This is a genomic window from Enemella evansiae (genome assembly GCF_002250705.1).
Lineage (GTDB): Bacteria > Actinomycetota > Actinomycetes > Propionibacteriales > Propionibacteriaceae > Enemella > Enemella evansiae.
On sequence record NZ_NMVP01000003.1, the window covers coordinates 75,934 to 97,768 of the forward strand.

Sequence of the window (21,835 nt, forward strand, 5' to 3'; positions counted from 1 at the left end):
CTCTGGTTCATCGCTCATCCTGTCACGCCACTTACGACGCGCGGGTGGTCCACTTATAGCCGATAACGAAGAAAGTTAGCGAAAAAACTCTGAAACTCTCGCAACTTCCGACGAATTCCTGTTAGCTTCCCAGCAGAGCCCAGACCTTCGGAGGAGCCTCAATGGGGAGCATCAAGCGCACGTCGGCGGCCAGACTGGTCGCGATCTCGGCCGCGGCCGTCCTGGCACTGACCGCCTGCAGTTCCGGTGGTGCCGGCGCCGGGAGCACCGGGCAGGGCCCGGCCAAGGACGGCGGCAGCGTGTCGATGGCGCTCAAGACGCCGAGCTGGATCCTGCCGATCGCCACTCCCGGCCACACCCAGGGCGAGAACGCGATCTTCATCTCCACGCTGTACCGCTCGGTCTACTCCTACGCGCTGTCCGGCGGCGGGAAATACAGCATCGACGAGAAGCGCTCGATCGCCGGCGTCCCGGAGGTGACTGCCGACGGCAAGACCTACACCGTCAAGCTGAAGGACGAGAAGTGGTCCGACGGCACCGCGATCACCACCAAGGATGTGCAGTTCTGGTGGAATCTGGTCAACGCCAACAAGGACAAGTGGTCCTCCTACCGCAAGGGTGCGCTGCCGGACAACGTCGCCGAGTTCAAGGTGATCGACGAGCAGACCTTCTCGATCACCACCACCCGCGAATACGCCCCCACCTGGTTCGTCGACAACCAGCTCGACAAGATCTATCCGCTCCCGGCGCACGCCTGGGATCCGGAGGGCAAGGCCGCCACCCCCGAGGGTGCCAAGGAGGTCTTCGGCACCCTGGAGGCCGCCGCCAAGGACACCGCGAGCTATGGCACCAATCCCTTGTGGAAGACCGTCTCCGGTGCCTTCAGCCTCGAGTCCTATGTGCCACAGGGTGAGGTGAAACTGGCGAAGAACACCGGTTACACCGGTGCCGACAAGCCGAAGCTGGACAACGTGGTCTTCCGCCCGTTCACCGGTGACGACGCCGAGTTCAACGTGTTGCGCTCCGGCGGCATCGACTACGGCTACATCCCGGCCGGCAACATCAACCAGCGCAAGACGATCGAGTCCCGGGGTTACAAGGTCTCCCCGTGGTACGGCTGGTCGATCAGCTACATGCCGTTCAACTTCAACAACCCGAAGACCGGGCCGATCTTCAAGCAGCTGCCGGTCCGGCAGGCGATGCAGATGCTGATCGATCAGCCGACCATCTCCCGGGTGGTGTGGCAGGAACAGGCCGCACCCACCTGCGGCCCGGTGCCACAGAAGCCCGGATCGGCGGGTTCGATGGACGGTTGCGCCTACCAGTTCGACCCGGAGAAGGCGAAGCAGACGCTCACCGAGAACGGCTGGAAGGTCGTCCCCGACGGCGTGACCACCTGTGAGAAGCCAGGTACCGGCCCCGGGCAGTGCGGTGAAGGTGTCGCGGCCGGCGCACCGTTGCAGTTCGAGGTGACCAGCCAGTCCGGGTTCTCGGCCACCACCAAGATGATGGCCGAACTCAAGTCGCGTTTCGCAGGCGCCGGCATCCAGCTCACCATCAAGGAGGTGCCCGACTCGGTCTCGGTCACCCAGAAGTGTGAACCGGCCGATCCAGGGTGCAGCTGGGACCTGTCCTTCTTCGGATCGCAGTCCAGCTGGTACTTCCCGGTGTACGCCTCCGGGGAGCGACTGTTCGCCAGCACCGGTGCGGTGAACCTGGGCAGCTACAGCGATCCGAAGGCGGATCAGCTGATCGATGAGACCCAGTTCTCCGGTGACGAATCGGTGATGACGGCCTACAACGACTACCTGGCCAAGGAACTGCCGGTGCTCTGGATGCCCAACCCGGTCGCGCAGGTGTCGGCGTACAAGTCCGACATCACCGGCATCGAACCGCAGGACCCGACCCTCGAGGTCTACCCCCAGGATTGGGCGAGGACGAACTGAGCCGTGGTCCGTTACGTACTCAAGCGGCTGCTGCAGGCGGTCGCGGTCACCTTCCTGGTGACCGTGATCGCCTTCACCATCCTGCATCTGCTGCCCGGTGGAGCGGCCCGCGCCGCGCTCGGCAAGGAGGCCACCGCGGAGCAGATCGCCCAGTTCAACCGGGACAACGGTTTCGACCAGATCCTGCCGGTGCAGTATCTGCGCTATCTGGGGCGGCTGCTCACCGGTGATCTCGGTTATTCCTACCTCTACAACCAACCGGTGGCCGAGGCGATCGCGCAGCGGTTGCCGAAGACGATGGTGCTGTCGCTGCTGAGCACCGGGGTGGCGGTGCTGCTGGCCATCCCGCTCGGGGTGTTGCAGGCGGTCCGCCGCAACCGGTGGCAGGACTACCTGGTGACCGCCGTCGCCCTGCTCACCTACGCCACCCCGCTGTTCTTCGCCGGCCTGGTGCTGATCATCCTGTTCTCCCAGACCTGGCCGATCCTGCCGCCGGAGGCACCCCAGGGGTTCACCCTGGCCGAGATGTTCGCCGACTCCCAGGCGCTGATCCTGCCGGTGATCACGCTCGCCATCGGCACCCTGGCGGCATACACCCGCTATGTCCGCTCCTCGATGGTGGACAACCTCAACGAGAACTACATCCGCACCGCACGCAGCAAGGGGATGGCCGAATCCCGGGTGATCTTCGGCCACGCCCTGCGCAACAGCCTGTTCCCGGTGATCACGCTGCTCGGCATATATCTGCCGGCGCTGTTCTCCGGTGCCCTGGTGGTGGAGTCACTGTTCAACTTCCCCGGGATGGGTCTGATGTTCTGGCAGGCCGCCCAGCACCGTGACTATCCGGTGCTGCTGGCGGTGACCGTGATCGTCTCGCTGGCCACCGTCGTCGGTGCGTTGATCGCCGATCTGCTCTATGCCGCGGTCGACCCGCGGGTACGCCTCGGAGGTGCCGATGTCTGACGCGACCCCCGCACCCGGGACGACCCGGGTCCCCGCCGAGAGCGTCGAGGTAGATCGTCGGCAATCCCTGTGGCGGCAGGGATTGGAGGTGTTCGCCCAGAATCGGCTCGCCGTCGTGGGTGCGCTGCTGATCATCGGCCTGGTGCTGTTCTGCTTCCTCGGCCCGCTGCTGCGGCCCACCGAGCAGGTGCACACCGATCTCGCCTCCGCCTATCTCGACCCCGGTGCACCGGGGCACTGGTTGGGCACCGACGGTCTGGGTTACGACCAGCTCGGACGGTTGATGCTCGGCGGCCAGACCTCGATCATCGTCGGCCTGGCCGCAGGTCTGCTGGCCACCCTGATCGGCACCATCTGGGGTGCGGTCGCGGGTTTCCTGGGTGGCTGGATCGATGCCGCGATGATGCGCGTCGTGGACGCCCTGATGTCGATCCCCGCACTCTTCCTCTTCATGCTCATCGCGACCATGGTCACCCCGACGATCGGCTTGCTGATCCTGATCATCGGCGCCTTCGCCTGGCTGAACCCCGCCCGGTTGGTTCGCGGTGAGGCGATCGCGCTGCGGTCCCGCGAATACATCCTGGCGATGCGCGGGATGGGTGGCGGGCCGGTCCGGGCGGTGCGCTCGCACATCGTCCGCAACGCCATCGGCACCGTCATCGTGAACGCCACCTTCCAGGTCGCCGATGCGGTGCTCTACGTGGCCTACCTGAGCTTCCTCGGTCTCGGCGTACCCCCGCCCGCGGCCAACTGGGGCGGCATGCTCTCCACCGGCATCTCCGAGGCGTACTCGGAACGCTGGTGGCTGCTCTACCCGCCCGGAATCCTCATCATTGTTCTGGTTCTCGCGTTCAACTTCGTCGGCGACGGACTGCGGGACGCCTTCGAGGTCCGACTGCGGAAACGGTGAGACATGACTGATCCCAGCCCCCAGCCCCTGCTCGCTCTGGACGGGCTCACGGTCGACATCGCCCTGCGCAGGGGTGCGGTGCACGCGCTGCGTGGCGTGGACCTGACCGTCGATCCCGGTGAGATCATCGGCGTGGTCGGTGAATCCGGCTCCGGCAAGACGATGACCGCATTGTCGATCATGGGCCTGTTGCCGTCCGGTGGTCGGGTCACCGACGGGTCGATCACCGTCGCCGGTCGCGACATCACCCGGCTCACCCCTGCCGAGTCCCGGCGCATCCGCGGGACCGAGATCGGGATGATCTTCCAGGACCCGCTCACCTCCTTGAACCCGACCCTCAAGATCGGCAACCAGGTCGCCGAACCCCTGCGGATCCACGAGAAGGCCAACCGGGCCGAGGGCCGCGATCGGGCGATCGAGATCCTGCGCCGGGTCGGGATGCCGCGCGCGGAGAAGATCGTCGATGACTATCCGCACCAGCTTTCCGGTGGGATGCGGCAACGGGTGATGATCGCGATGGCGCTGGTCTGCTCACCCAAGCTGCTGATCGCCGATGAACCGACCACGGCCCTCGACGTCACCACCCAGCGGCAGATCCTCGATCTGATCGATGAGATCCGTGCCGAGTTCGGCACCGCCGTGATGCTGGTCACCCACGATCTCGGTGTCGTCGCCGGTCGCGCCGACAAGGTGGCAGTGATGTATGCCGGCCGGATCGTCGAGAGCGCCCCGGCGGTGGAGATCTTCGCCGATCCCCGGCACCAGTACACCCGCGCCCTGCTCGGCGCGGTACCCGACCATCGACAGGACCGCGGCCAGCGGCTGCTGTCGATTCCGGGGATGCCGCCCAACCTGGCCCGGCCGATCACCGGCTGCTCGTTCGCACCCCGCTGCCCGGCTGCGACCAGCGAGTGCGAACAGGACCCCGGTGAGCAGGGCACCCCGCAGCATCGCTTCTTCTGCCACCATCCGCACGCCCGCCCGGAACAGGACCGGCGACCGACCCCGCCCGCGGTCGTCGAGGTCACCGAGGGGAGCGCGGCCACCGAGCCTGCCCATCCGGCGGCGTTGCTGCGGTTGAGCGAGATCTCCAAGATCTATCCGGCGATGTCGGGCACGGTGCTGCGCCGCCGCAGCGGTGAGATCCATGCCGTGTCGGACGTGTCGCTGACCGTCGCCCGCGGGGAGACGCTCGGCATCGTGGGGGAGTCCGGTTGCGGCAAGTCGACCCTCGGTCGGATGATCGCCCGCCTGGAGCAGCCGACCTCGGGGGCCATGGAGTTCGACGGTGCGGTCGTCGGGGATCGGGACTCGGCACCGCGCAGCAAGCGGTTGCATCGCCGGATCCAACTGATGTTCCAGGATTCCTATGCCGCGATGGATCCGCGGATGCGGGTCGATGAGATCCTCACCGAACCGCTGGCCATCCAACGGATCGGCACCGCTCGGGAACGGGCGGCGCAGGCCGGTGACCTGTTGGACTCGGTCGGACTGGCTCGGACCTCGCTGGAACGTTACCCGCACGAGTTCTCCGGCGGGCAGCTGCAGCGGGTCGGGCTCGCCCGGGCGCTGGCACTCAAACCGGATCTGGTGGTCTGCGACGAACCGGTCAGTGCGTTGGACGTCTCGGTCCAGGCGCAGGTGCTGAACCTGATGCGCGATCTCCAGAACGAGCTCGGCCTGGCGTACGTCTTCATCTCCCACGACCTGTCGGTGGTCCGCTACATGGCCGACCGGATCGCGGTGATGTACCTGGGGAAGATCGTCGAGATCGGTGCCGCGGACCAGGTGGTGACCAATCCGCTGCACCCCTACACCAGGGCGCTGATCGACGCGATCCCTTCGGTGGCAGATATTCCGGAAACCGACCAGTCGGTGGAGGAGCAACCGGAGATCATCGGCGAACCGGCCGACGCCCGGGATCCCGGTCAGGGCTGCCGATTCGCGGCCCGCTGCCCCAGGGCCCAGCAGCTGTGCCGCAGCACCGAACCACCGCTGCGGGGTGACGGCCACCAGGTCGCCTGCCACTTCCCGCTCGCCGAGGTCCGCGGGTGCTGAACTTCGAGCATCGCACCGGCCCGGTCATCGATCCACCGGTGCGCTACCCGGACCTCACCGTGCCCGCGTGGTGGCGGGATGCCAAGCTGGGCTTCTTCGTGCACTGGGGGATCTACTCGGTGCCAGCCTGGGCGTACGCCGGCCCGGATCGCCCCGCCGACAACCCCTACCACTGGCATCGCTATGCCGAGTGGTACGCCAACACGGTGCGCTTCACCGATGGCCCCACCGCGGCACTGCACCGATACCGTTACGGGACGGGGACGAGCTATGCGGACCTCCTCGATGACTGGCACGCCGAATCCTTCGACGCAACGGAATTCGTGGACCGACTGACCCGCGCCGGTGGTCGCTATCTGGTCCCGGTGACCAAGCACCACGATGGCTGTTGCCTGTGGGGCACCGGGACCACCCCGTTCAACACCGTGCGCCGTGGTCCTCGCCGCGACCTGATCGACGAGCTGGCCCGCGCGGCCAGGGCGCACCGGATGCGCCTGGGCCTCTACTATTCCGGTGCCCTGGACTGGCACGTCAGCGACTTCCCGCCGATCACCGGTGATGCGGAGCTGTTCGCGTTCCGGCGCAACGATCCGGAGTTCGCCGGTTACGCCGCCGGGCAGCTCCGGGAACTGATCGAGCGCTTCCGACCCGACATCCTCTGGAACGACATCGACTGGCCCGACGCCGGCAAGGACCACGGCCCCGACTCACTGGCCACCCTGCTCACCGAGTATCGAAACCTCGTCCCCGACGGCGTCGTCAACGACCGCTGGGGCATCCCCGTACACGGTCACCTGACCCGGGAGTACAGCCACGTCCCCGACACCCTCCCCGAACCATGGGAGGCGACCCGGGGCATCGGCCTGTCCTTCGGCCTCAACACCGACGAAGCACCCGAGCACACGCTCACCGGTGCCGACCTGGTGCGGCTGCTGGTCGATGTGGCCGCCAAGAATGGCAATCTGTTGCTCAACGTCGGCCCCGACGCCGCCGGTGAGTTGCCGGCCGCGCAGACCCGGGTGCTCGACGAACTGGGGGTGTGGATGGCTGACAATGCGGACGCGATCCACGGCACCAGGCCCTGGCGCCGGTTCGGTGATACCGATGATTTCCGTTACACGCAACGCGATGGGGACCTGTTCGTGCATCTGCTGCACCCCGCACGGGGGGTCATCTCGTTGCCCACCGATGTCCCGCACCCGGCGCACTGGCTCGGCGCACCGGGGACCGCGGCGATGCCCGCGGCCGACGGCCTGCTCACGGTGCCGACGGTGCTGCGGGACAGCCCCGTCGCGGTCGCGGTCTGTCCCGGAGGTGCCCATGCTGGTTGAAATCGCGGTGCAGGACCTGGCCGGTGCGGCGACCGCCGCCGAGGCCGGTGCGGATCGCCTCGAGCTCTGCACCGGGCTCTCCACCGGCGGGCTCACCCCGAGCGCCGGTCTGATCGCGTCGGTGGTCACCGTGGGACTCCCGGTCCGGGTGCTGGTCCGCTGCCGAGAGGGCGATTTCGCCTATCTGGACGAGGAAATCGGGCTGATGGCTGAGGACATCCGGCGGTCCCGCGACCTGGGTGCAAGCGGGGTCGTCGTCGGTGCGGTGCATCGGCTCGGCGACCGACCGCGGTTGGACCGGGCGGCGTTGAGTCGCCTGGTCGGCGCGGCCGAAGGATTGCCGACGGTGTTGCATCGGGCCAGTGACGTGGTGGGGCCGACCGACACCGCAGAAACCCTTGCCGAGACGGGGATCGCCGAGGTGCTCACCTCCGGGGGCGGCAGCACCGTCGCCGAGGGGATGGCCGGTCTCGGCCGGTTGGCCGGGTTGTTGGGTGGTGATCGGATCATCGCCGGTGGCGGGCTCGCGGTGGCTGATGTGGCGGAGCTGGCCACATTCGGAGTCGGCGCGGTGCACGCCTCGGCGAGTCGGTCGGTGACCGGCGGGCCGACCGGCCCCGGTGCCGCGACCGGGCGCAGCGTGACTGCGGCGGAGCGGGTGGCGGCCCTGGTCGCGGCCGTCCGGGAGGTGTCGGCATGAGGACGTGGCTGGGTTTCGACATCGGCGGTACGAAGACGGGTTGGCTGCTCGCCGATGACGACGGCCGGGTGCTGGGGCGCGGCGCGGTACCGACACCGGGATCGCCCGACGCGATCACCGAGGTGCTGCTGCGCGAGATCGCCGCGAATACCGCAGGAGGCGCGCTGGCGGGCATCGGCGTGGCCTCGATGGGGGTGATCGACCCGCGCTCGGGCACCGTACTCACCGCCTCCGACTCCATTCCGGGATGGACCGGGCACCGGCTGGGGACGATTCTGCGCGGCGCCCAACCGCTGCCGGTCGCGGTGCTGAACGATGTCAACGCCTTCCTGCTCGGCGAGATCGACCAGGGCGCCCTGCACGGTGCCCACACCGCGCTCGGGGTGATGCTCGGCACCGGGGTCGGCGGCGCGGTGCAGTTGTCCGGGCAGCTGTACGCCGGGGACCTCGGCGGCGCGGCCGAGATCGGCCACATGCCCGGCTTCGGGGAGCTGCCCTGCACCTGCGGCGGCCGCGGCCACCTGGAGACCCTGACGTCCGGTCGCAGTCTCGCGCTGCGCTATCAGGAGCGCACCGGCCGGCCCACCCGCGGTGCGGCCGAGGTCGCCGAGTTGGCCCGCGCCGGCGATTCGGAGGCGCGCGCGGTGTTCACCGAAGCCGGCGACGCACTGGGCCGGGCGCTGGCCATGGCCGGCACCCTGTTCGACCTCGATCGGGTGGTCTGCGGCGGCGGCGTGACCGCGTCCTGGGACCTCCTCGAACCCGGTCTGGAGCAGGCACTGGCGGCCAACCCGCTGGTGTCGGGACGGACGCTGCGGGTCCGCCGGGCGGCGCTGGGTTCGGATGCCGTCTGCCACGGTGCGATCAGCGCGGCCGTCGAGCTGTGCGGTCGATGACCGGGCCCCGGCTGCCGGTGGGAAATGTCAGGGGCCCGCACTAGGGTGCAGTGCGTGGAGGACGAGACCGAATTCACCGACGACGAGTACGGCTTCGAGCCCTTCGAACAGGAGGGCGAGTCGCTGTTCGCCGGTGCTGCACCCGAGTCGACCGATGCGCCCTCCGAGCCTGCCCCCGTGACACCGCCCGCGGAGCCGAGCGCCGAGCGTACGCCGCCCGCGCCGCCTCCGACCGCGCCGCTGGCGCTCTACCGGCGCTATCGCCCCGACACCTTCGCCGAGGTCATCGGGCAGGAGCACGTCACCGAACCGCTGCAGCGCGCCCTGGTCAACAACCGGGTCAACCACGCATACCTCTTCTCCGGCCCGCGCGGCTGCGGCAAGACCACCTCGGCACGGATCCTGGCCCGCTGCCTGAACTGTGAACAGGGTCCGACCCCGACCCCGTGCGGGGTCTGCCAGTCCTGCCAGGATCTCGCCCGCGGCGGTCCCGGATCGATCGATGTGATCGAGATCGACGCCGCCTCGCACGGTGGCGTCGACGACGCCCGCGACCTGCGCGAGCGGGCCTTCTTCGCTCCGGTCAACAGCCGCTACAAGATCTACATCGTCGACGAGGCGCACATGGTGACCACGGCGGGCTTCAACGCCCTGCTGAAACTGGTCGAGGAACCGCCGCCGCATGTGAAGTTCATCTTCGCCACCACCGAGCCGGAGCGGGTGATCGGCACCATCCGCTCGCGGACCCACCACTATCCGTTCCGGCTGGTGCCGCCGAAGGTGCTGCAGTCCTATCTGGGCGAGCTCTGCGAGGCCGAGGGGATCGCGGTCGAACAGACCGTGCTGCCGTTGGTGGTACGCGCGGGCCAGGGCTCGGTGCGGGATTCGCTGTCGGTGCTGGACCAGCTGCTCGGCGGTGCCGCCGAGACCGGCGTCTCCTATGCCCAGGCGACCGCGCTGCTCGGCTACACCCCGGACTCGCTGCTCGATGAGATCCTCGACGCCTTCGCCGCCGGGGACGCCGCCGGTGTCTTCGCCAGCGTCGACAAGGTGATCGAGGTCGGCCAGGATCCCCGCCGCTTCGGTGAGGACCTGCTGCGCCGGCTGCGGGATCTGGTGATCATCGCCGCGGTGCCCGATGCGCTCGGCTCCGGGCTGGTCGAGGCCGCCGAGGACCAGGGCGAGCGGCTGCAGGCCCAGGCCGCCGCGCTCGGTGCCGGCGAGCTGACCCGGGCCGCCGAGGTGATCGCCGCCGGGTTGACCGAGATGCGCGGCACCACCGCGCCCAGGCTGCACCTGGAGTTGATGTGCGCCCGGGTGCTGCTGCCCGGTGCCGACGTCGACGACCGCGGCCTGCACGCCCGCCTCGATCGCCTCGAACGGCGGATCGGGATGGGCCAGCCGGCCGATCGGCAGCAGCCGGTCGAGCAACCCGCCGCGCAGCCCGCGGCTCCGCAGCCCGCTGCCCCGGAGCCCGCTGCGCAGGAGCCGGCCGCCGCGCCGCGTCCCGAAGAGCGGCCCGCGCCCGAACCGGTCAGCCCCGCCGCGCCCACCCCGGCAGCGGAACCGGCACCGCGCCCGGCCGAACCGACACCCCCGGCACCGGCACCGGTGGCCGAGACCCGGCCGGCCCCGCAGCCGCAACCACCGGCCCCGCAACGGCAACCACCGACCCCGCAACCATCCGGGTCGGCCGGTGGCTTGAGCACCGCCGATGTCCGCCGGTTGTGGCCGGATGTGCTGGAGGAGGTCAAGGGCCGCCGCCGGTTCACCTGGATCCTGATCTCCCAGAACGCCCAGGTGCACGAGGTCCGCGACGGGGTGCTCACCCTGGCGCTGAAGAACGCGGGAGCCCGCGAGTCGTTCGGCAAGGGTGGCAACGAGGACGTGCTCGTCGACGCCCTGGTCCAGGTGCTCGGCAGCAATCTGCGGATCCAGACCCTGGTCGACGACGCCCCGGCACCGGCACCCTCCGAACCCGCCACCCGGGATCCATGGGCCGGTGGCGGACCCGGTACGCCGGCACCGTCGGCCAGTCCGCCCTCGGCCGATCCGCCCCCGGCGGCACCCACACCCCCCGCACCGGCCACCCCGGCAACCCCGGCCGCGCCCGGGCCGCCGGCTGAACCGCAGGGGCGTACCGATCCACCGACGGCACCGGCAACCCCCTCCGGTGCCGAGGCCGCCCAGTTCTCGGCCCGCGCCCGGGAGAGCATCCGGCCGACCCGCAAGGCCGCCGACCGTGGGTCGGCCGATGAGGAGCCCGAACCGGATCCCTACGAGGATTTCGACCCCGATTCCGCCGAAGAGGTCGCGGAGAGCTCGCACAGCGAGCTGCTCAGCCGACACCTCGGCGCGCAGCTCATCGGCGAAGAGGACTCGGGCGCATAGGCTTAGGTCGACGAACCCGCGATCAACAGGAGAACCGGATGATTCCCCCCGACGGTGGCATGGACATGAACGCCCTGCTCGCCCAGGCACAGCAGATGCAGGCCCAGATGCAGCAGGCACAGGAGGAGATGGCCTCCGCCGAGTTCGAGGGCACCGCCGGCGGTGACCTGGTCAAGGCGACCCTCAGCGGTACCGGGGAGATCAAGGCCCTGGTGATCAAGCCCGAGGCCGTCGATCCCGACGACACCGAGGCGCTCGCCGATCTGGTGATCGCCGCGATCCGCGACGCCAACCACAAGGTGCAGGCGATGACCGAGGCGAAGTTCGGCGGCATGGCCAACGGCCTGGGCTTCTGAGCGGCGGACCACCTTGTACGAAGGACCGGTTCAAGACCTCATCGACGCCCTCGGCCAGTTGCCGGGGGTGGGGCCCAAGAGCGCCCAGCGGATCGCCTTCCACATCCTCTCCGCCGACCCGGCCGAGGTCGAACAGCTCGCCGACACGCTGCGCCGGGTCAAGGAGACGGTGAAGTTCTGTGAGGTCTGCTTCAACGTCTCCGAATCGGAGCGGTGCCGGGTCTGCCGCGATCCGCGCCGCGACCAGACCTCGATCTGCGTGGTCGAGGAGTCCAAGGACGTGGTCGCGATCGAACGTACCCGCGAGTTCCGCGGCACCTACCACGTGCTCGGCGGGGCGATCTCGCCGATCGAGGGCGTCGGCCCCGGTGACCTGCACATCCGCGAGCTCTGCCAGCGGTTGGCCGACGGCACCGTGACCGAGGTGATCGTCGCCACCGATCCCAACCTGGAGGGCGAGGCGACGGCCACCTACCTGACCCGCCTGCTGCTGCCGATGGGTGTCAAGGTGGCCCGGTTGGCCAGCGGCCTGCCGGTCGGCGGCGATCTGGAGTACGCCGACGAGGTCACCCTCGGGCGGGCCTTCTCCGGTCGCAACTACATGACGGCGTAATTTTCTCGGCTCGCGCCCGCGCGCGCCTCGTTTCTCGGGTCTCAACCGCCGCGGGCGGCGAGGGTGTCGGCGATCTGGCGGTAACCCTTGTCGCGGGCGAGCTGCAGCGGGCGTACCCCGTCCTTGTCGGCGATCCGCGGATCGGCGCCGTTGTCCAGCAGGATCGACACGATCTGCTGGTGGCGCTCCCCGCCGTCACCGAGGACGACCGCCTCCAGCAGTGCGGTCCAACCCAGGTTGTTGACGTGGTTGATCTGGATCTCGCGGATCGGCGCCACCCGGCGTACATAGTCCACATGGCCGCGCTCGCTGGCCGGGATCAGTGAGGTGCCGCCGAAGCGGTTCCGCTTGGTCAGATCCGGGCGATAGCGCAGCAGATTCTCCGCCATCGGCACCGAACCGGTGACCCCGGTGACCAGCCACGGGGTGTCCTGCTGCTGGTCCACCGCGTTCGGGTCGGCGCCCAGCGCCAGCAGGATCCGGGCCACCTCGACATGGTTGCCGGTCACCGCGAGCAGCAGCGGGGTACGACGGCGGTCGTCGGTCGCCGCCAGGTTCGCACCGGCGCGCAGGGCCTGCACCGCCCGGTCGGCGTCCCCGGTGCGGGAGGCCTCCAGCAGCGCCCGATCCGGATTGTCGGGACGCGGTGCCTGCAACCCCCGGCGCAGGGTCTCGGCCAACCGGTCGAAACCGCGCTGCTCCGCCAACTGCAGCGGTGTGCGGCCCTCGCGCCCGGAGCGGCGGTCGAGCTGGACGCCACCGGCGATCAGCAACCGCACCGTCTCCACATAGCTGTCGGTGTTCTTGCCCAGGAAGACCGCCTCATGGATCGCCTGGTAGCCGATCCGATTCACATGATCCCGGTCGATCCCGGCCTTGAGCAGCCGGCCGACCACCGGGCCGTGGCCCCGCTCGGCGGCCCGGATCAGCCCGGTGCCGTTCCAGGAATCCTTGTCGTTCAACTCCGCGCCGTTCGCCATCGTCAACTCGAGCAGCTCGTCATAACCCTCACTGGTCGCGACCAGGTACGCCGACTGCTGGGTGTCGTCCTTGGCGTTGACGTCCGCGCCGCGCTCGATCAGCGACCGCGCCGCCGCCACGTCATTGCGCCACGCCGCGTCGCGCAACTGCTGGTTCAGGGCGGCCTGGTCGGGCATCGGGGTCTCCTGCGACGGGGTGGGGGACGGGCTGGTCGTCGGTGCCGCGGCGGTCGTCGCGGGCACGGTGCTCGCCGGAGGCGCGACCGGTGGGGACGGCACGGGGGAGGGCGGCGGGGGTGCGGATGCGGTGCAACCGGTGATCCCGACGGTCAGCCCCGTCGCCAGCGTCGCCCGCAGCCAACCTGTCATCGCACCCTCCCTGGTGGTCGGGCCAAGCCTGCCACAGTGGGTCAAGCGTCCGATCGGGCTCCTGGGGCCGATCGGCCGGTGCGTACGCCCCGGGCACCGGCCGTGACTGCTGACAAGGTCGGAGCAGCGAGACAGGTATGCATACGTAGAACCACCATGCCCAGACGGCCAGCGGAATAACAGGTTAGGGCGACCTGAGTTGCCGGACAGTAGTGAGATTTCTTCGAATCACCCTTGCGCCAACAGGCCTGACCTGTGCATTGTATGCGTATGCACTTGAATCCTGAGGACCGTGATCTGATCACCGGTGGCTTCACCGTGATCAAGGAGCCGCCGGGCCGAGACGCCCCGGCCCAGCAGGACCCGCAGGTGATCGCGACGGTGAGCGAGATGCTGCGCACCATCGAGCAGCAGGGCATGGACGCCGTGCTGCGCTACGCCCGCGACCTGGACGGCTTCACCGGCACCGACGTGGCGATCGACCTGACCGCCGCCGAGGCCGAGTTCGCCGAGCTGCCGGAGTCGCTGCGTGCCGCGCTCGACACCGGGGCGGAGCGGACCCGCCGCTTCGCCGCCATGCAGCGCGAGCACCTGGTCGACTTCTCCGCCGAGGTGACCCCGGGGGTGGTCTGCGGGCAGAAGTACGTGCCGGTCGGCAACGTCGGCTGCTATCTGCCGGCGGGCCGGTTCCCGCTGCTGGCGAGCGCGTTCATGACCGTCGGCGTGGCCCGCGCGGCCGGCGTACCCAACATCGTCTCCTGCACCCCGCCGAGCCGCGGCGGCCGGGCACACCCCGCGGTGCTCTACGCGGCCCGGGCGGCCGGTGCCGAGAAGGTGTACGCCCTGGGCGGTGTCCAGGCGCTCGCGGCGATGGCCTTCGGGCTGCTGGACGGCGTACCCGCGGACATGATCGTCGGCGCCGGTAACGCCTTCGTCGCCGAGGCCAAGCGCCAGCTCTACGGCAAGGTCGGTATCGACGTGCTGGCCGGGCCGTCCGAGGTCGCGGTGCTCGCCGACGACACCGCCAGCGCCGAGATGGTCGCCGCCGATCTGCTCGCCCAGGCCGAACACGGCCCGACCAGCCCCGCCGCGCTGGTCACCACCTCCGAGCGGCTCGCCAAGGAGACCCTCGACGAGGTCGACCGCCAGCTGGCGGGCCTGGCCACCCGCGACATCGCCGGCAATGCCTGGCGGGACTACGGATCGGTCTATCTGGCCGAGGACCGTGAGACCGCCTGCCAGATCATGGACATCCTCGCCCCCGAACACCTGGAGGTGCTCGCCGACGACCTCGACTGGTGGCTCGGGCGGTTGACGAACTACGGTTCGCTGTTCCTCGGCGACTGGTCCACCGTGGCGTACGCCGACAAGGGGATGTCCGGCACCAATCACGTCCTGCCCACCGCCCGCGGCGCCCGCTACACCGCCGGGTTGTCGGTGCTCGGCTTCCTCAAACAGCTCACCTATCAGCGGGCCAGCCGGGAGGCCACCGGCGCCCAGGCGGAGCCGGTGGTCACCATCTCCGACTTCGAGCAGATGCCCGCTCATCGGGATTCCGCGCAACTGCGGCTCGATCTGATCGCGCAGCAGAACTGAAACCCGGTCGCCACCGATGTCGACCGGGATGCACAGCCAGCCAAGGGAGGAAACGACTGTGTTGACCAAGAGCAAGTTCAAGCCAAGCGTGCAGAAGAGGATGCTGGTGGCCGTCGGTGCGGCCATGGCCACCAGCCTGGTGCTGAGCGGCTGTGGTGCCGGTTCGCGGACCGCCGCCAACACCGCCACCAAGGTCGCCTGCGACTTCGCGAAGCCCGCCAACCCGGTGACGATCAACGTGCTGGCCTACAACTCCTCGGCGGTCGATCCCTACACCAACACGATGGTGGCGAGTTGCTCCAAGGACGGAGTGACGGTGAAGCACGACCCGATCGACTTCGCCGGCCAGGTGCAGAAGACCCAGGCCACCCTCGGCAGCGACAAGGGTTCCTACGACATCCTGGAGACCTATTCCTTCGTCGTCCCGACCTTCGGGTCGCAGGACAAGCTCGAACCGCTGGATGACTATTTCAACAAGTACAAGGACAAGTACGGGCTCGGTGAGATCTCCCCGGAGATGATCGAGTCGGTCACCTATGACGGCAAGATGTACAACCTGCCGATGCAGGCCCAGGTGCACGTGATGGCCTATCGCAAGGACATCCTCGACAAATACGGCATCCAGCCGCCGAAGACGATGGAGGAGCTGCGGGCCGCCGCCCAGAAGATCCAGGCCGGCGGGGAGATCAAGTATCCGGTCGCGCTGCCCTGGCTGGCGAGCTCCGATATCGCCACCTGGTATGCGAACACGATGCTGGCGCAGAACAAGCCGTTCGTCGATCCGCAGTCCAAGAAGCCGAACTTCGACTCACCGGAGGCCAGGAAGGCCCTGGAGGAGATGAAGTCGCTGCTGCCCTACATGGATCCGCAGGTGACCACCTTCGACCAGCCCAAGGTGCAGCAGCAGATGTACAACGGGTCGGCGGCGATCTCGGTGATGTTCTCCGGCCGGATGAACGATCTGGTGCAGCAGAAGAACTCGCAATACTTCGACAAGATCGGATTCGCCGCCCCGCCCGCGGTGACCTCCGGTGGCAAGACGATCGCCTCGCTGTCAGTAGATGGCTGGTCGATCCCGAAGAATGCCAGTGCGGACAAGGATCTGCTGTTCCAGATCGCGGCCTCCTCGGTGAGCGAGGAAGCGTCGAAGGCCTCGGTTCCGGCGGCTTTCCCGGCCCGCAAGGGAATGGCGACCGAGCAGAACTCGCCGTACGCCAAGGCGGCCAACGAGTCGATGGGCAATGTTCCGGCCCCGCAGCCGTACCCCTACATCCCCGCGGTGACCAGTGCGATCACCCCGATCGTCGCCAAGGCGGTGGGCGGTCAGCTCTCGGTCGATGAGGCGGTGCAGCAGATGCAGACGGAGGCCGAAGCGGCGGTGGCCAAGAGCTGAGCGTTCGGGGGAGTACGCCGGGCTGCGGCGTACTCCCTCGGCCGAAGCGAGGAGACCTGGAATGAAACGTCGTGAATTCTGGCTGCTGATCGCCCCGAGCCTGCTGATCATGTTCGGCTTCCTGGCGGTGCCGGTCTACCGGACCATCGTCTGGAGCTTCCAGCAGGTCACCTACGGCTCACCCGGCACCTTCGTCGGTTTCGACAACTACACCAGTGCGCTGACCGATCCGCGATTCCTGGAGGCGGTCTGGTTCACCGTGCTGCTCACCGCGGCCGCGGTGGTGGTGATCCTGCTGTTCGGCTATGTGCTGGCCAATATGATCAACCGGCTGAAGCGGGCCCGGCCGGTGGTGCTCGGCATCATGCTGATCGCCTATGTGATCCCGCACGTGGTCGGCGCCACCGCCTTCTCCTGGCTCTTCGACACCAACTTCGGCGGGGTCGCGAATCTGATCGTCAGCCAGTTGACCGGCCAGGAGGTGCTCTGGTTCACCGATGTCTGGCCGAACCGGTTGGTCATCCTGCTGAACGTCGTCTGGTCGATGCTGCCGTTCGCGATGCTGATGATCCTGGCCGGCCTGCAGGGCGTGCCCGAGGAGTCGCTGGAGGCGGCCCAGATCGATGGTGCCGGCCCGCTTTCCCTGCACTGGCACGTGATCCTGCCGACCATTCGCGGGGTGATGGTGTTCGTCTCGCTGGTGCTGGTGATGGACATCCTGCGGGTGATGGACAACCTGATCCCGCTCAGCCCGCAGGCGACCTCGATCGGCAATGAGTCGATCATGCTCTATGTCTTCCACATCGCGTTCACCGAGGGCAATCCCCAGCTCGGCCTGGGCAGTGCGATCAACGTGCTCACCATCATCTTGATCCTGCTCGCCCTGTGGCCCTTCATCCGCGGAATCCTCAAGGAGGCACGAAATGGCTGAGCTCGCCTCTGCCGATCGGCTGATCCATGCAACCCGCACCGCGCGCCCGCGCGGCCGGACCCGGCCGACCACGGTGCTGATCGGGTTGTTCCTGCTGGCCACCTGCGTGATCATGCTGGCCCCGTTCCTGTGGACGACGATCTCGGTGATCAAGCCGACCGATGTCGCCTTCGCGAACCCGCCGGTGTGGACCTTCGCGCCGACAGGTCAGGCGTTCGTCGACCTGTGGCAGACGACCGACTTCTACAAATACCTCATCAACACGATCGTCGTCGCGGTGATCTCCACCGTGGTCGCCCTGGTGATCGGCCTGCCGGCGGCCTATGCGCTGTCCCGGTTCCCCAGCTACGTCTCGGCGATCATCCTGGTGATCGCGTTGATCTTCCGTGCCCTGCCGCGATTCTCGGTGGTGCTGCCGATGTATGAGTTCACCAAGTCGATCGGCATCTATGACACCACCCCGGCACTGGCCCTGGCGCTGATCGCGATCAACCAGCCGTTCTCGATCTGGCTGCTGCGCAACTTCTTCGCCGAGCTGCCGATCGAACTCGACGAGGCCGCGATGATCGACGGCTGCACCCGGTTCCAGGTGCTGCGCCGGATCATGATCCCGCTGATGGGACCGGGCATCCTGACCGCCGGGATCTTCGTGTTCCTGTTCGCCTTCCAGGAATACCTCACCGCCGTCGTGCTGACCGATGTGAACGCCAAGACCGTGCCGGTGTTCATCGCCACCCAGCTCGGCCAGACGCTGCCGATGCTGCAACAGGCCGGTGCGGCGACGATCCTGCTCACCCTGCCGGTGGTGGCGATCGCGTTCTTCGCCCAGAAGTACCTGGTCGCCGGGCTGGCCTCCGGTTCGGTGAAGGGCTGAGGTGGCCGGTACGCCGCTGGTCCTGCTGCCGGGGATGAACTGCACCGCGGAGCTCTGGTCGCCGGTGCTGCAGCGGCTGGGTCGCGAGGCACTGACCCCGGTCATCGACGGTGCGGATCTGGAGGACTCGGTACACCGGTTGCTGGCCCGGTTGCCGGACCGGTTCGCGCTGGCCGGGCTCAGCCTGGGTGGCATCGTGGCGATGGCGATGCACCGGATCGCGCCGCACCGGATCACCCGGATCGCCTTGCTGGACACGAATGCGCTGGCCCCCACCGACGCGCAACGGGCCGGCTGGCAGCAGGTGCGCGACCGGCTCACCGGTGGCCTGACCGCTGCGGCGTACCAGACGGAGATCCTCGACCTGCTGATCACCGATCAGCACCGGGACCGGCTCGCCGGGCCGGTGATCGCCATGGGGGAGCGCACCGGCTCGGCGCTGCTGGCCCGCCAGCTGCAGATCCAGCAGACCCGGGTGGCCGAGCTGCCCGGGCTGCACCAGGTCGCGGTGCCGGCGATGGTGCTGCACGGCGAGCGGGACGCCCTCTGCCCAGCTGTTCGGCACCACGAGATCGCCGCAGCGATCCCGGGGGCGGTGCTGGTGCCGGTGCCGGATGCCGGTCACCTCACTCCGTTGGAGGCTCCCGACGCGGTGGCCACCGCCCTGGGGCAGTGGCTGCGAGCCTGAACGCTCAGTCCGGCCGGACCGCGGCCGCGCGCTGGAAGAGCTCGAGCTGCAGCGCGGTCAGGTTGTAGACGACCAGCTGGGCGCCCTCGGCGTACGCCGCAACAGCCGCGTCCACGGTGTTGCGGATGTCCATCCGCCAGGTGCCGGTCGCCGCGCAGGCGCGATGCACCGCGGCCACCGACTCGGCCGGTGTCGGATCATCCGCCCCGGTGGCGGCGGCCAGATCGGCGGTGCCGATCATCACCGCGTCGATCCCCGGGACGGCGAGGATCGCCGCGCTGTCGGCTGCGGCCTGCGGTGACTCGATCATCGCGACCACCAGGGTGTGCTCCAGCTGGTGCCGGCGGTGTTCCTCGGGTGGCACGGTGCCGAAGCGACCGGCCCGCGAATAGGTGGCGAAACCGCGATTCCCCTGCGGCGGGTAGTGCACCGCGCGGACGAGCTCCTCGGCCAGCTGCACCGAATCGGTGTGCGGTGCGACGATGCCCTCGGCGCCCTGGTCGAGGGCGCGCAGCACCAGTTGGGGTTCGGAACCACCGACCCGCACCAGCACCGGCACCCGATACATCGATGCGGCCGCGATGTGCTGGCGGACCGCCTGCACCTCACTGGGGCCGTGTTCACAGTCCAGCAGGATGAAGTCCATCCCGGCCACCGCGAGCATCTCGATCGTTTCCTCGTTGGGAATCCGGACCAGGGCCCCGATCAGCCGCTCACCGGCGTCCAGGCGCTGCCTGATGCTGCTCATGCGACCATGCCACCGGACAGATCGATGTCGGCACCGGTCATTCCCGGCAGCTGCAGCATCGCCAGCACCGCCTGGGCGACCTCCTGTTCGGTGACCATCCGGCCCAACGCGGCCCGGGAGACGAAGGCCTCCCGAGCGGCCTCGGATCCGGCACCGGTGCGCTCGCCCTCCATCCGGAAGTTGCGGTCCATCCGCTCGCCCTCGACCGGACCGGGGGAGAGGGTGTTCACCCGCACCCCGGATGGGCCGACCTCGAACGCGAGGGTCTGGGTCAACCCGATCACCGCCATCTTGGAGGCGCAGTAGGGGGTCCTTCGGATCAGCGGCCGTTTGCCGGAGACCGAGGCGATGTTGATCACATCGCCGGTGCCGCGCTCGATCATCGGCGGCAGGAAGGCGCGGCACATCAGATAGGTGCCGCGGACGTTGATGTCGAACACCTCGTCCCACTGTTCGGGTTCGATCTCGATCAATGGCGCCACCGGCCCGGCGATGCCCGCATTGTTCACCAGCACGTCGATCCGCTCGTCGGACAATCGTTCGGCGAGCTCCTCGACCTGCACCGGATCGGAGACGTCGACCGTCTCCACCCGCGGCCGGCCACCGAGCTCCGCCGCGACCCGGGTGAGCTTCTCAAGAGTCCGGCCGGTGATGATGACGCGGATGCCGGCGGCATCCAGGGTCCGTGCGATCGCCGCCCCCAGGCCGTTGCCGCCACCGGAGACCAGCGCGGTCCGCCCGGCGAGCGGATCGTCGCCGCTCACCGGACCGCCTGCAGGGAACCGACCTCGTCGATCCAGGCGAAATCCCTGCCCAGATGGCGATTCGCGCGGGCGTCACCGGAGCGGGCATGCCCCTCGAACAGCTCCACCCGGGCGGCGCGGCCGCAGACCAGGCCCAGCTCACCGCTGGCGGCGGGATCGCGGATCTCCTGATAGGTGCAGGTCTTCAGATACTTCCCGACCCACAGGCCACCGGTGTAGCGGGCGGCGCCCAGGGTCGGCAGCACATGATTGGTCCCGATCACCTTGTCGCCGTAGGAGACACAGGTGTTCTCACCGAGGAACAGTGCGCCGTAGTCCTGCATCCGGGTCAACGCATCCCGGGGTTCGCTGGTGAAGACCTGCACGTGTTCGGAGGCGAACTCGTCACCCAGTTGCCACAGCTCGTCCATCGAGTCGGCCACGATCACCTGGCCGTAGTCACGCCAGGCGACCTCGGCGATGTCCCGGGTCTGCAATCCGGGCAGGATCTCTTCGATCAGCTCGAGCACCCGAGCAGCCTGCCCCTCATCGGTGGTGACCAGCACCGCCGGCGAATCCGGGCCGTGTTCGGCCTGGGAGAGCAGGTCGACCGCGATCAGGAAGGGGTCGGCGGTCTCATCGGCCAGGATCAGGATCTCGGTCGGCCCGGCGAACAGGTCGATCCCGACCTCCCCGAACAGCTGCCGCTTCGCCTCGGCCACATAGGCATTGCCGGGCCCGGCGATCACGTTCACCGGTTCCATGAACTCCGTCCCGATCGCCATCGAGGCGACCGCCTGCACCCCGCCGAGCACGTAGATCTCATCGGCGCCGGCCATCTTCATCGCCGCGATCGTCGCTGCCGGGATCTCGCCGCGGATCGGTGGCGTACAGGCGACCACCCGGGGGACGCCGGCGACCTTGGCGGTGATGATCGTCATGTGCGCCGAGGCGGTGAGCGGATACTTGCCACCGGGGATGTACGCCCCGGCGGAGGCGACCGGCACATGCGTGTGGCCCAGGAACACCCCGGGCAGGGTCTCCACCTCGATGTCGGTCATCGAATCCCGTTGTGCCTGGGCGAAGCCGCGGATCTGCTCCTGCACGAAGGCGATGTCGTCGATCACCTGCTGGTCCAGGGTGCCGATGATCTGCTGGATCTGTTCCTCGGACAACCGGAAGGACTCCGGCTCCCAGTTGTCGAACTGCGCGGAGCATTCCCGCACCGCTGCCTCACCGCGTCCGCGGATTTCGGCGATCAGCTCGGTCACGCGCTGCTGCACGTCCGCCTGATTGGTATCGATGAACGACTTCGAGCGTCCGGACTTGAGAACCTTTGACACCGTGAA

General features: G+C 68.6%; 20 protein-coding genes. 16 read left to right on the plus strand and 4 right to left on the minus strand.

All coding sequences use genetic code 11. The annotated features are described in order from the left end of the window. Positions 1–161: 161 nt before the first annotated feature. The 10 genes from BI335_RS04820 to recR are packed head-to-tail and all read left to right on the plus strand — an operon-like array spanning position 162 to position 12,164. Positions 162–1,946, plus strand: a complete 1,785-nt coding sequence (locus BI335_RS04820; RefSeq protein WP_094429826.1) for a peptide ABC transporter substrate-binding protein — start codon at positions 162–164, stop codon at positions 1,944–1,946. A 3-nt stretch (positions 1,947–1,949) separates the two neighbouring features. Then, entirely contained in the window at positions 1,950–2,909 is a 960-nt protein-coding gene (locus BI335_RS04825) for an ABC transporter permease (protein ID WP_094429827.1), read from the plus strand. Then, positions 2,902–3,819 carry an ABC transporter permease gene (locus BI335_RS04830; RefSeq protein ID WP_094404829.1) on the plus strand — a complete coding sequence of 306 codons (918 nt, stop codon included), beginning with the start codon at positions 2,902–2,904 and terminating at the stop codon, positions 3,817–3,819. Before BI335_RS04825 ends, BI335_RS04830 begins: the two co-directional genes overlap by 8 nt. Positions 3,820–3,822: 3 nt before the next feature. Continuing rightward, positions 3,823–5,877: an ABC transporter ATP-binding protein gene (locus BI335_RS04835; RefSeq protein WP_094404765.1), complete on the plus strand. Its 2,055-nt coding sequence runs from the start codon at positions 3,823–3,825 to the stop codon at positions 5,875–5,877. After that, positions 5,871–7,208 carry an alpha-L-fucosidase gene (locus BI335_RS04840; protein WP_094429828.1) on the plus strand — a complete coding sequence of 446 codons (1,338 nt, stop codon included), beginning with the start codon at positions 5,871–5,873 and terminating at the stop codon, positions 7,206–7,208. Before BI335_RS04835 ends, BI335_RS04840 begins: the two co-directional genes overlap by 7 nt. Next, on the plus strand, positions 7,198–7,908 hold the full coding sequence (locus BI335_RS04845) for a copper homeostasis protein CutC (protein ID WP_094429829.1): 711 nt from the start codon (positions 7,198–7,200) through the stop codon (positions 7,906–7,908). Before BI335_RS04840 ends, BI335_RS04845 begins: the two co-directional genes overlap by 11 nt. Beyond that, complete coding sequence (locus BI335_RS04850) at positions 7,905–8,804, plus strand: ROK family protein (RefSeq protein ID WP_094429830.1); 900 nt, start codon at positions 7,905–7,907, stop codon at positions 8,802–8,804. Before BI335_RS04845 ends, BI335_RS04850 begins: the two co-directional genes overlap by 4 nt. 24 nt (positions 8,805–8,828) lie before the next feature. After that, on the plus strand, positions 8,829–11,195 hold the full coding sequence (locus BI335_RS04855) for a DNA polymerase III subunit gamma and tau (protein WP_094429831.1): 2,367 nt from the start codon (positions 8,829–8,831) through the stop codon (positions 11,193–11,195). 38 nt (positions 11,196–11,233) lie between these two features. Beyond that, positions 11,234–11,551, plus strand: coding sequence for a YbaB/EbfC family nucleoid-associated protein (locus BI335_RS04860; RefSeq protein WP_094401987.1), 318 nt, complete (start codon positions 11,234–11,236; stop codon positions 11,549–11,551). Positions 11,552–11,564: 13 nt separating this feature from the next. After that, complete coding sequence (recR, locus tag BI335_RS04865; RefSeq protein ID WP_094356353.1) at positions 11,565–12,164, plus strand: recombination mediator RecR; 600 nt, start codon at positions 11,565–11,567, stop codon at positions 12,162–12,164. 41 nt (positions 12,165–12,205) lie between these two features. On the opposite strand, the gene BI335_RS04870 is transcribed toward recR, so the two are convergent. Continuing rightward, entirely contained in the window at positions 12,206–13,321 is a 1,116-nt protein-coding gene (locus BI335_RS04870; protein ID WP_094404770.1) for an ankyrin repeat domain-containing protein, read from the minus strand. 19 nt (positions 13,322–13,340) lie between these two features. Between BI335_RS04870 and BI335_RS21325 the strand changes: the two genes are divergently transcribed. From BI335_RS21325 to BI335_RS04900, 6 genes are all read left to right on the plus strand, one after another. Next, positions 13,341–13,619, plus strand: coding sequence for a hypothetical protein (locus BI335_RS21325; RefSeq protein ID WP_172421744.1), 279 nt, complete (start codon positions 13,341–13,343; stop codon positions 13,617–13,619). A gap of 164 nt (positions 13,620–13,783) precedes the next feature. After that, a complete protein-coding gene (gene hisD / locus BI335_RS04880; protein ID WP_094429833.1) occupies positions 13,784–15,109 on the plus strand; it encodes a histidinol dehydrogenase in 1,326 nt (441 codons plus the stop codon). Positions 15,110–15,167: 58 nt separating this feature from the next. Beyond that, on the plus strand, positions 15,168–16,502 hold the full coding sequence (locus BI335_RS04885; RefSeq protein ID WP_166646730.1) for an ABC transporter substrate-binding protein: 1,335 nt from the start codon (positions 15,168–15,170) through the stop codon (positions 16,500–16,502). A gap of 61 nt (positions 16,503–16,563) precedes the next feature. Beyond that, positions 16,564–17,433: a carbohydrate ABC transporter permease gene (locus BI335_RS04890; RefSeq protein ID WP_166646729.1), complete on the plus strand. Its 870-nt coding sequence runs from the start codon at positions 16,564–16,566 to the stop codon at positions 17,431–17,433. Then, entirely contained in the window at positions 17,426–18,307 is an 882-nt protein-coding gene (locus tag BI335_RS04895) for a carbohydrate ABC transporter permease (RefSeq protein ID WP_094356349.1), read from the plus strand. Before BI335_RS04890 ends, BI335_RS04895 begins: the two co-directional genes overlap by 8 nt. 1 nt (position 18,308) lies before the next feature. Continuing rightward, positions 18,309–18,995 carry an alpha/beta fold hydrolase gene (locus tag BI335_RS04900; protein WP_094429834.1) on the plus strand — a complete coding sequence of 229 codons (687 nt, stop codon included), beginning with the start codon at positions 18,309–18,311 and terminating at the stop codon, positions 18,993–18,995. Between the two features lie 4 nt (positions 18,996–18,999). Here BI335_RS04900 and BI335_RS04905 read toward each other — a convergent pair whose 3' ends face one another. From BI335_RS04905 to hisD (BI335_RS04915), 3 genes are read right to left on the minus strand one after another with little or no spacing between them, the layout of a single operon-like run. Continuing rightward, a complete protein-coding gene (locus BI335_RS04905) occupies positions 19,000–19,743 on the minus strand; it encodes an HpcH/HpaI aldolase family protein (RefSeq protein ID WP_094429835.1) in 744 nt (247 codons plus the stop codon). Then, the gene (locus tag BI335_RS04910) at positions 19,740–20,507 is read right to left on the minus strand and encodes an SDR family NAD(P)-dependent oxidoreductase (RefSeq protein ID WP_094429836.1); all 768 of its coding nucleotides are present in this window, start codon (positions 20,505–20,507) and stop codon (positions 19,740–19,742) included. Before BI335_RS04910 ends, BI335_RS04905 begins: the two co-directional genes overlap by 4 nt. Continuing rightward, positions 20,504–21,829, minus strand: coding sequence for a histidinol dehydrogenase (gene hisD, locus BI335_RS04915; protein WP_094429837.1), 1,326 nt, complete (start codon positions 21,827–21,829; stop codon positions 20,504–20,506). The genes BI335_RS04910 and hisD (BI335_RS04915) overlap by 4 nt, the downstream gene beginning before the upstream one ends. Positions 21,830–21,835: the final 6 nt, after the last annotated feature.

Bases quoted from the DNA above. Each gene is read 5' to 3' on its own strand.
- BI335_RS04895 (WP_094356349.1), top strand. From the start codon at position 17,426: ATGGCTGAGCTCGCCTCTGCCGATCGGCTGATCCATGCAACCCGCACC.
- BI335_RS04830 (WP_094404829.1), top strand. From the start codon at position 2,902: ATGTCTGACGCGACCCCCGCACCCGGGACGACCCGGGTCCCCGCCGAG.
- BI335_RS04845 (WP_094429829.1), top strand. From the start codon at position 7,198: ATGCTGGTTGAAATCGCGGTGCAGGACCTGGCCGGTGCGGCGACCGCC.
- BI335_RS04905 (WP_094429835.1), bottom strand. From the start codon at position 19,743: ATGAGCAGCATCAGGCAGCGCCTGGACGCCGGTGAGCGGCTGATCGGG.
- BI335_RS04860 (WP_094401987.1), top strand. From the start codon at position 11,234: ATGATTCCCCCCGACGGTGGCATGGACATGAACGCCCTGCTCGCCCAG.
- BI335_RS04835 (WP_094404765.1), top strand. From the start codon at position 3,823: ATGACTGATCCCAGCCCCCAGCCCCTGCTCGCTCTGGACGGGCTCACG.
- hisD (WP_094429833.1), top strand. From the start codon at position 13,784: ATGCACTTGAATCCTGAGGACCGTGATCTGATCACCGGTGGCTTCACC.
- BI335_RS04850 (WP_094429830.1), top strand. From the start codon at position 7,905: ATGAGGACGTGGCTGGGTTTCGACATCGGCGGTACGAAGACGGGTTGG.
- BI335_RS04855 (WP_094429831.1), top strand. From the start codon at position 8,829: ATGTCAGGGGCCCGCACTAGGGTGCAGTGCGTGGAGGACGAGACCGAA.
- BI335_RS04870 (WP_094404770.1), bottom strand. From the start codon at position 13,321: ATGCCCGACCAGGCCGCCCTGAACCAGCAGTTGCGCGACGCGGCGTGG.
- BI335_RS04820 (WP_094429826.1), top strand. From the start codon at position 162: ATGGGGAGCATCAAGCGCACGTCGGCGGCCAGACTGGTCGCGATCTCG.
- BI335_RS04890 (WP_166646729.1), top strand. From the start codon at position 16,564: ATGAAACGTCGTGAATTCTGGCTGCTGATCGCCCCGAGCCTGCTGATC.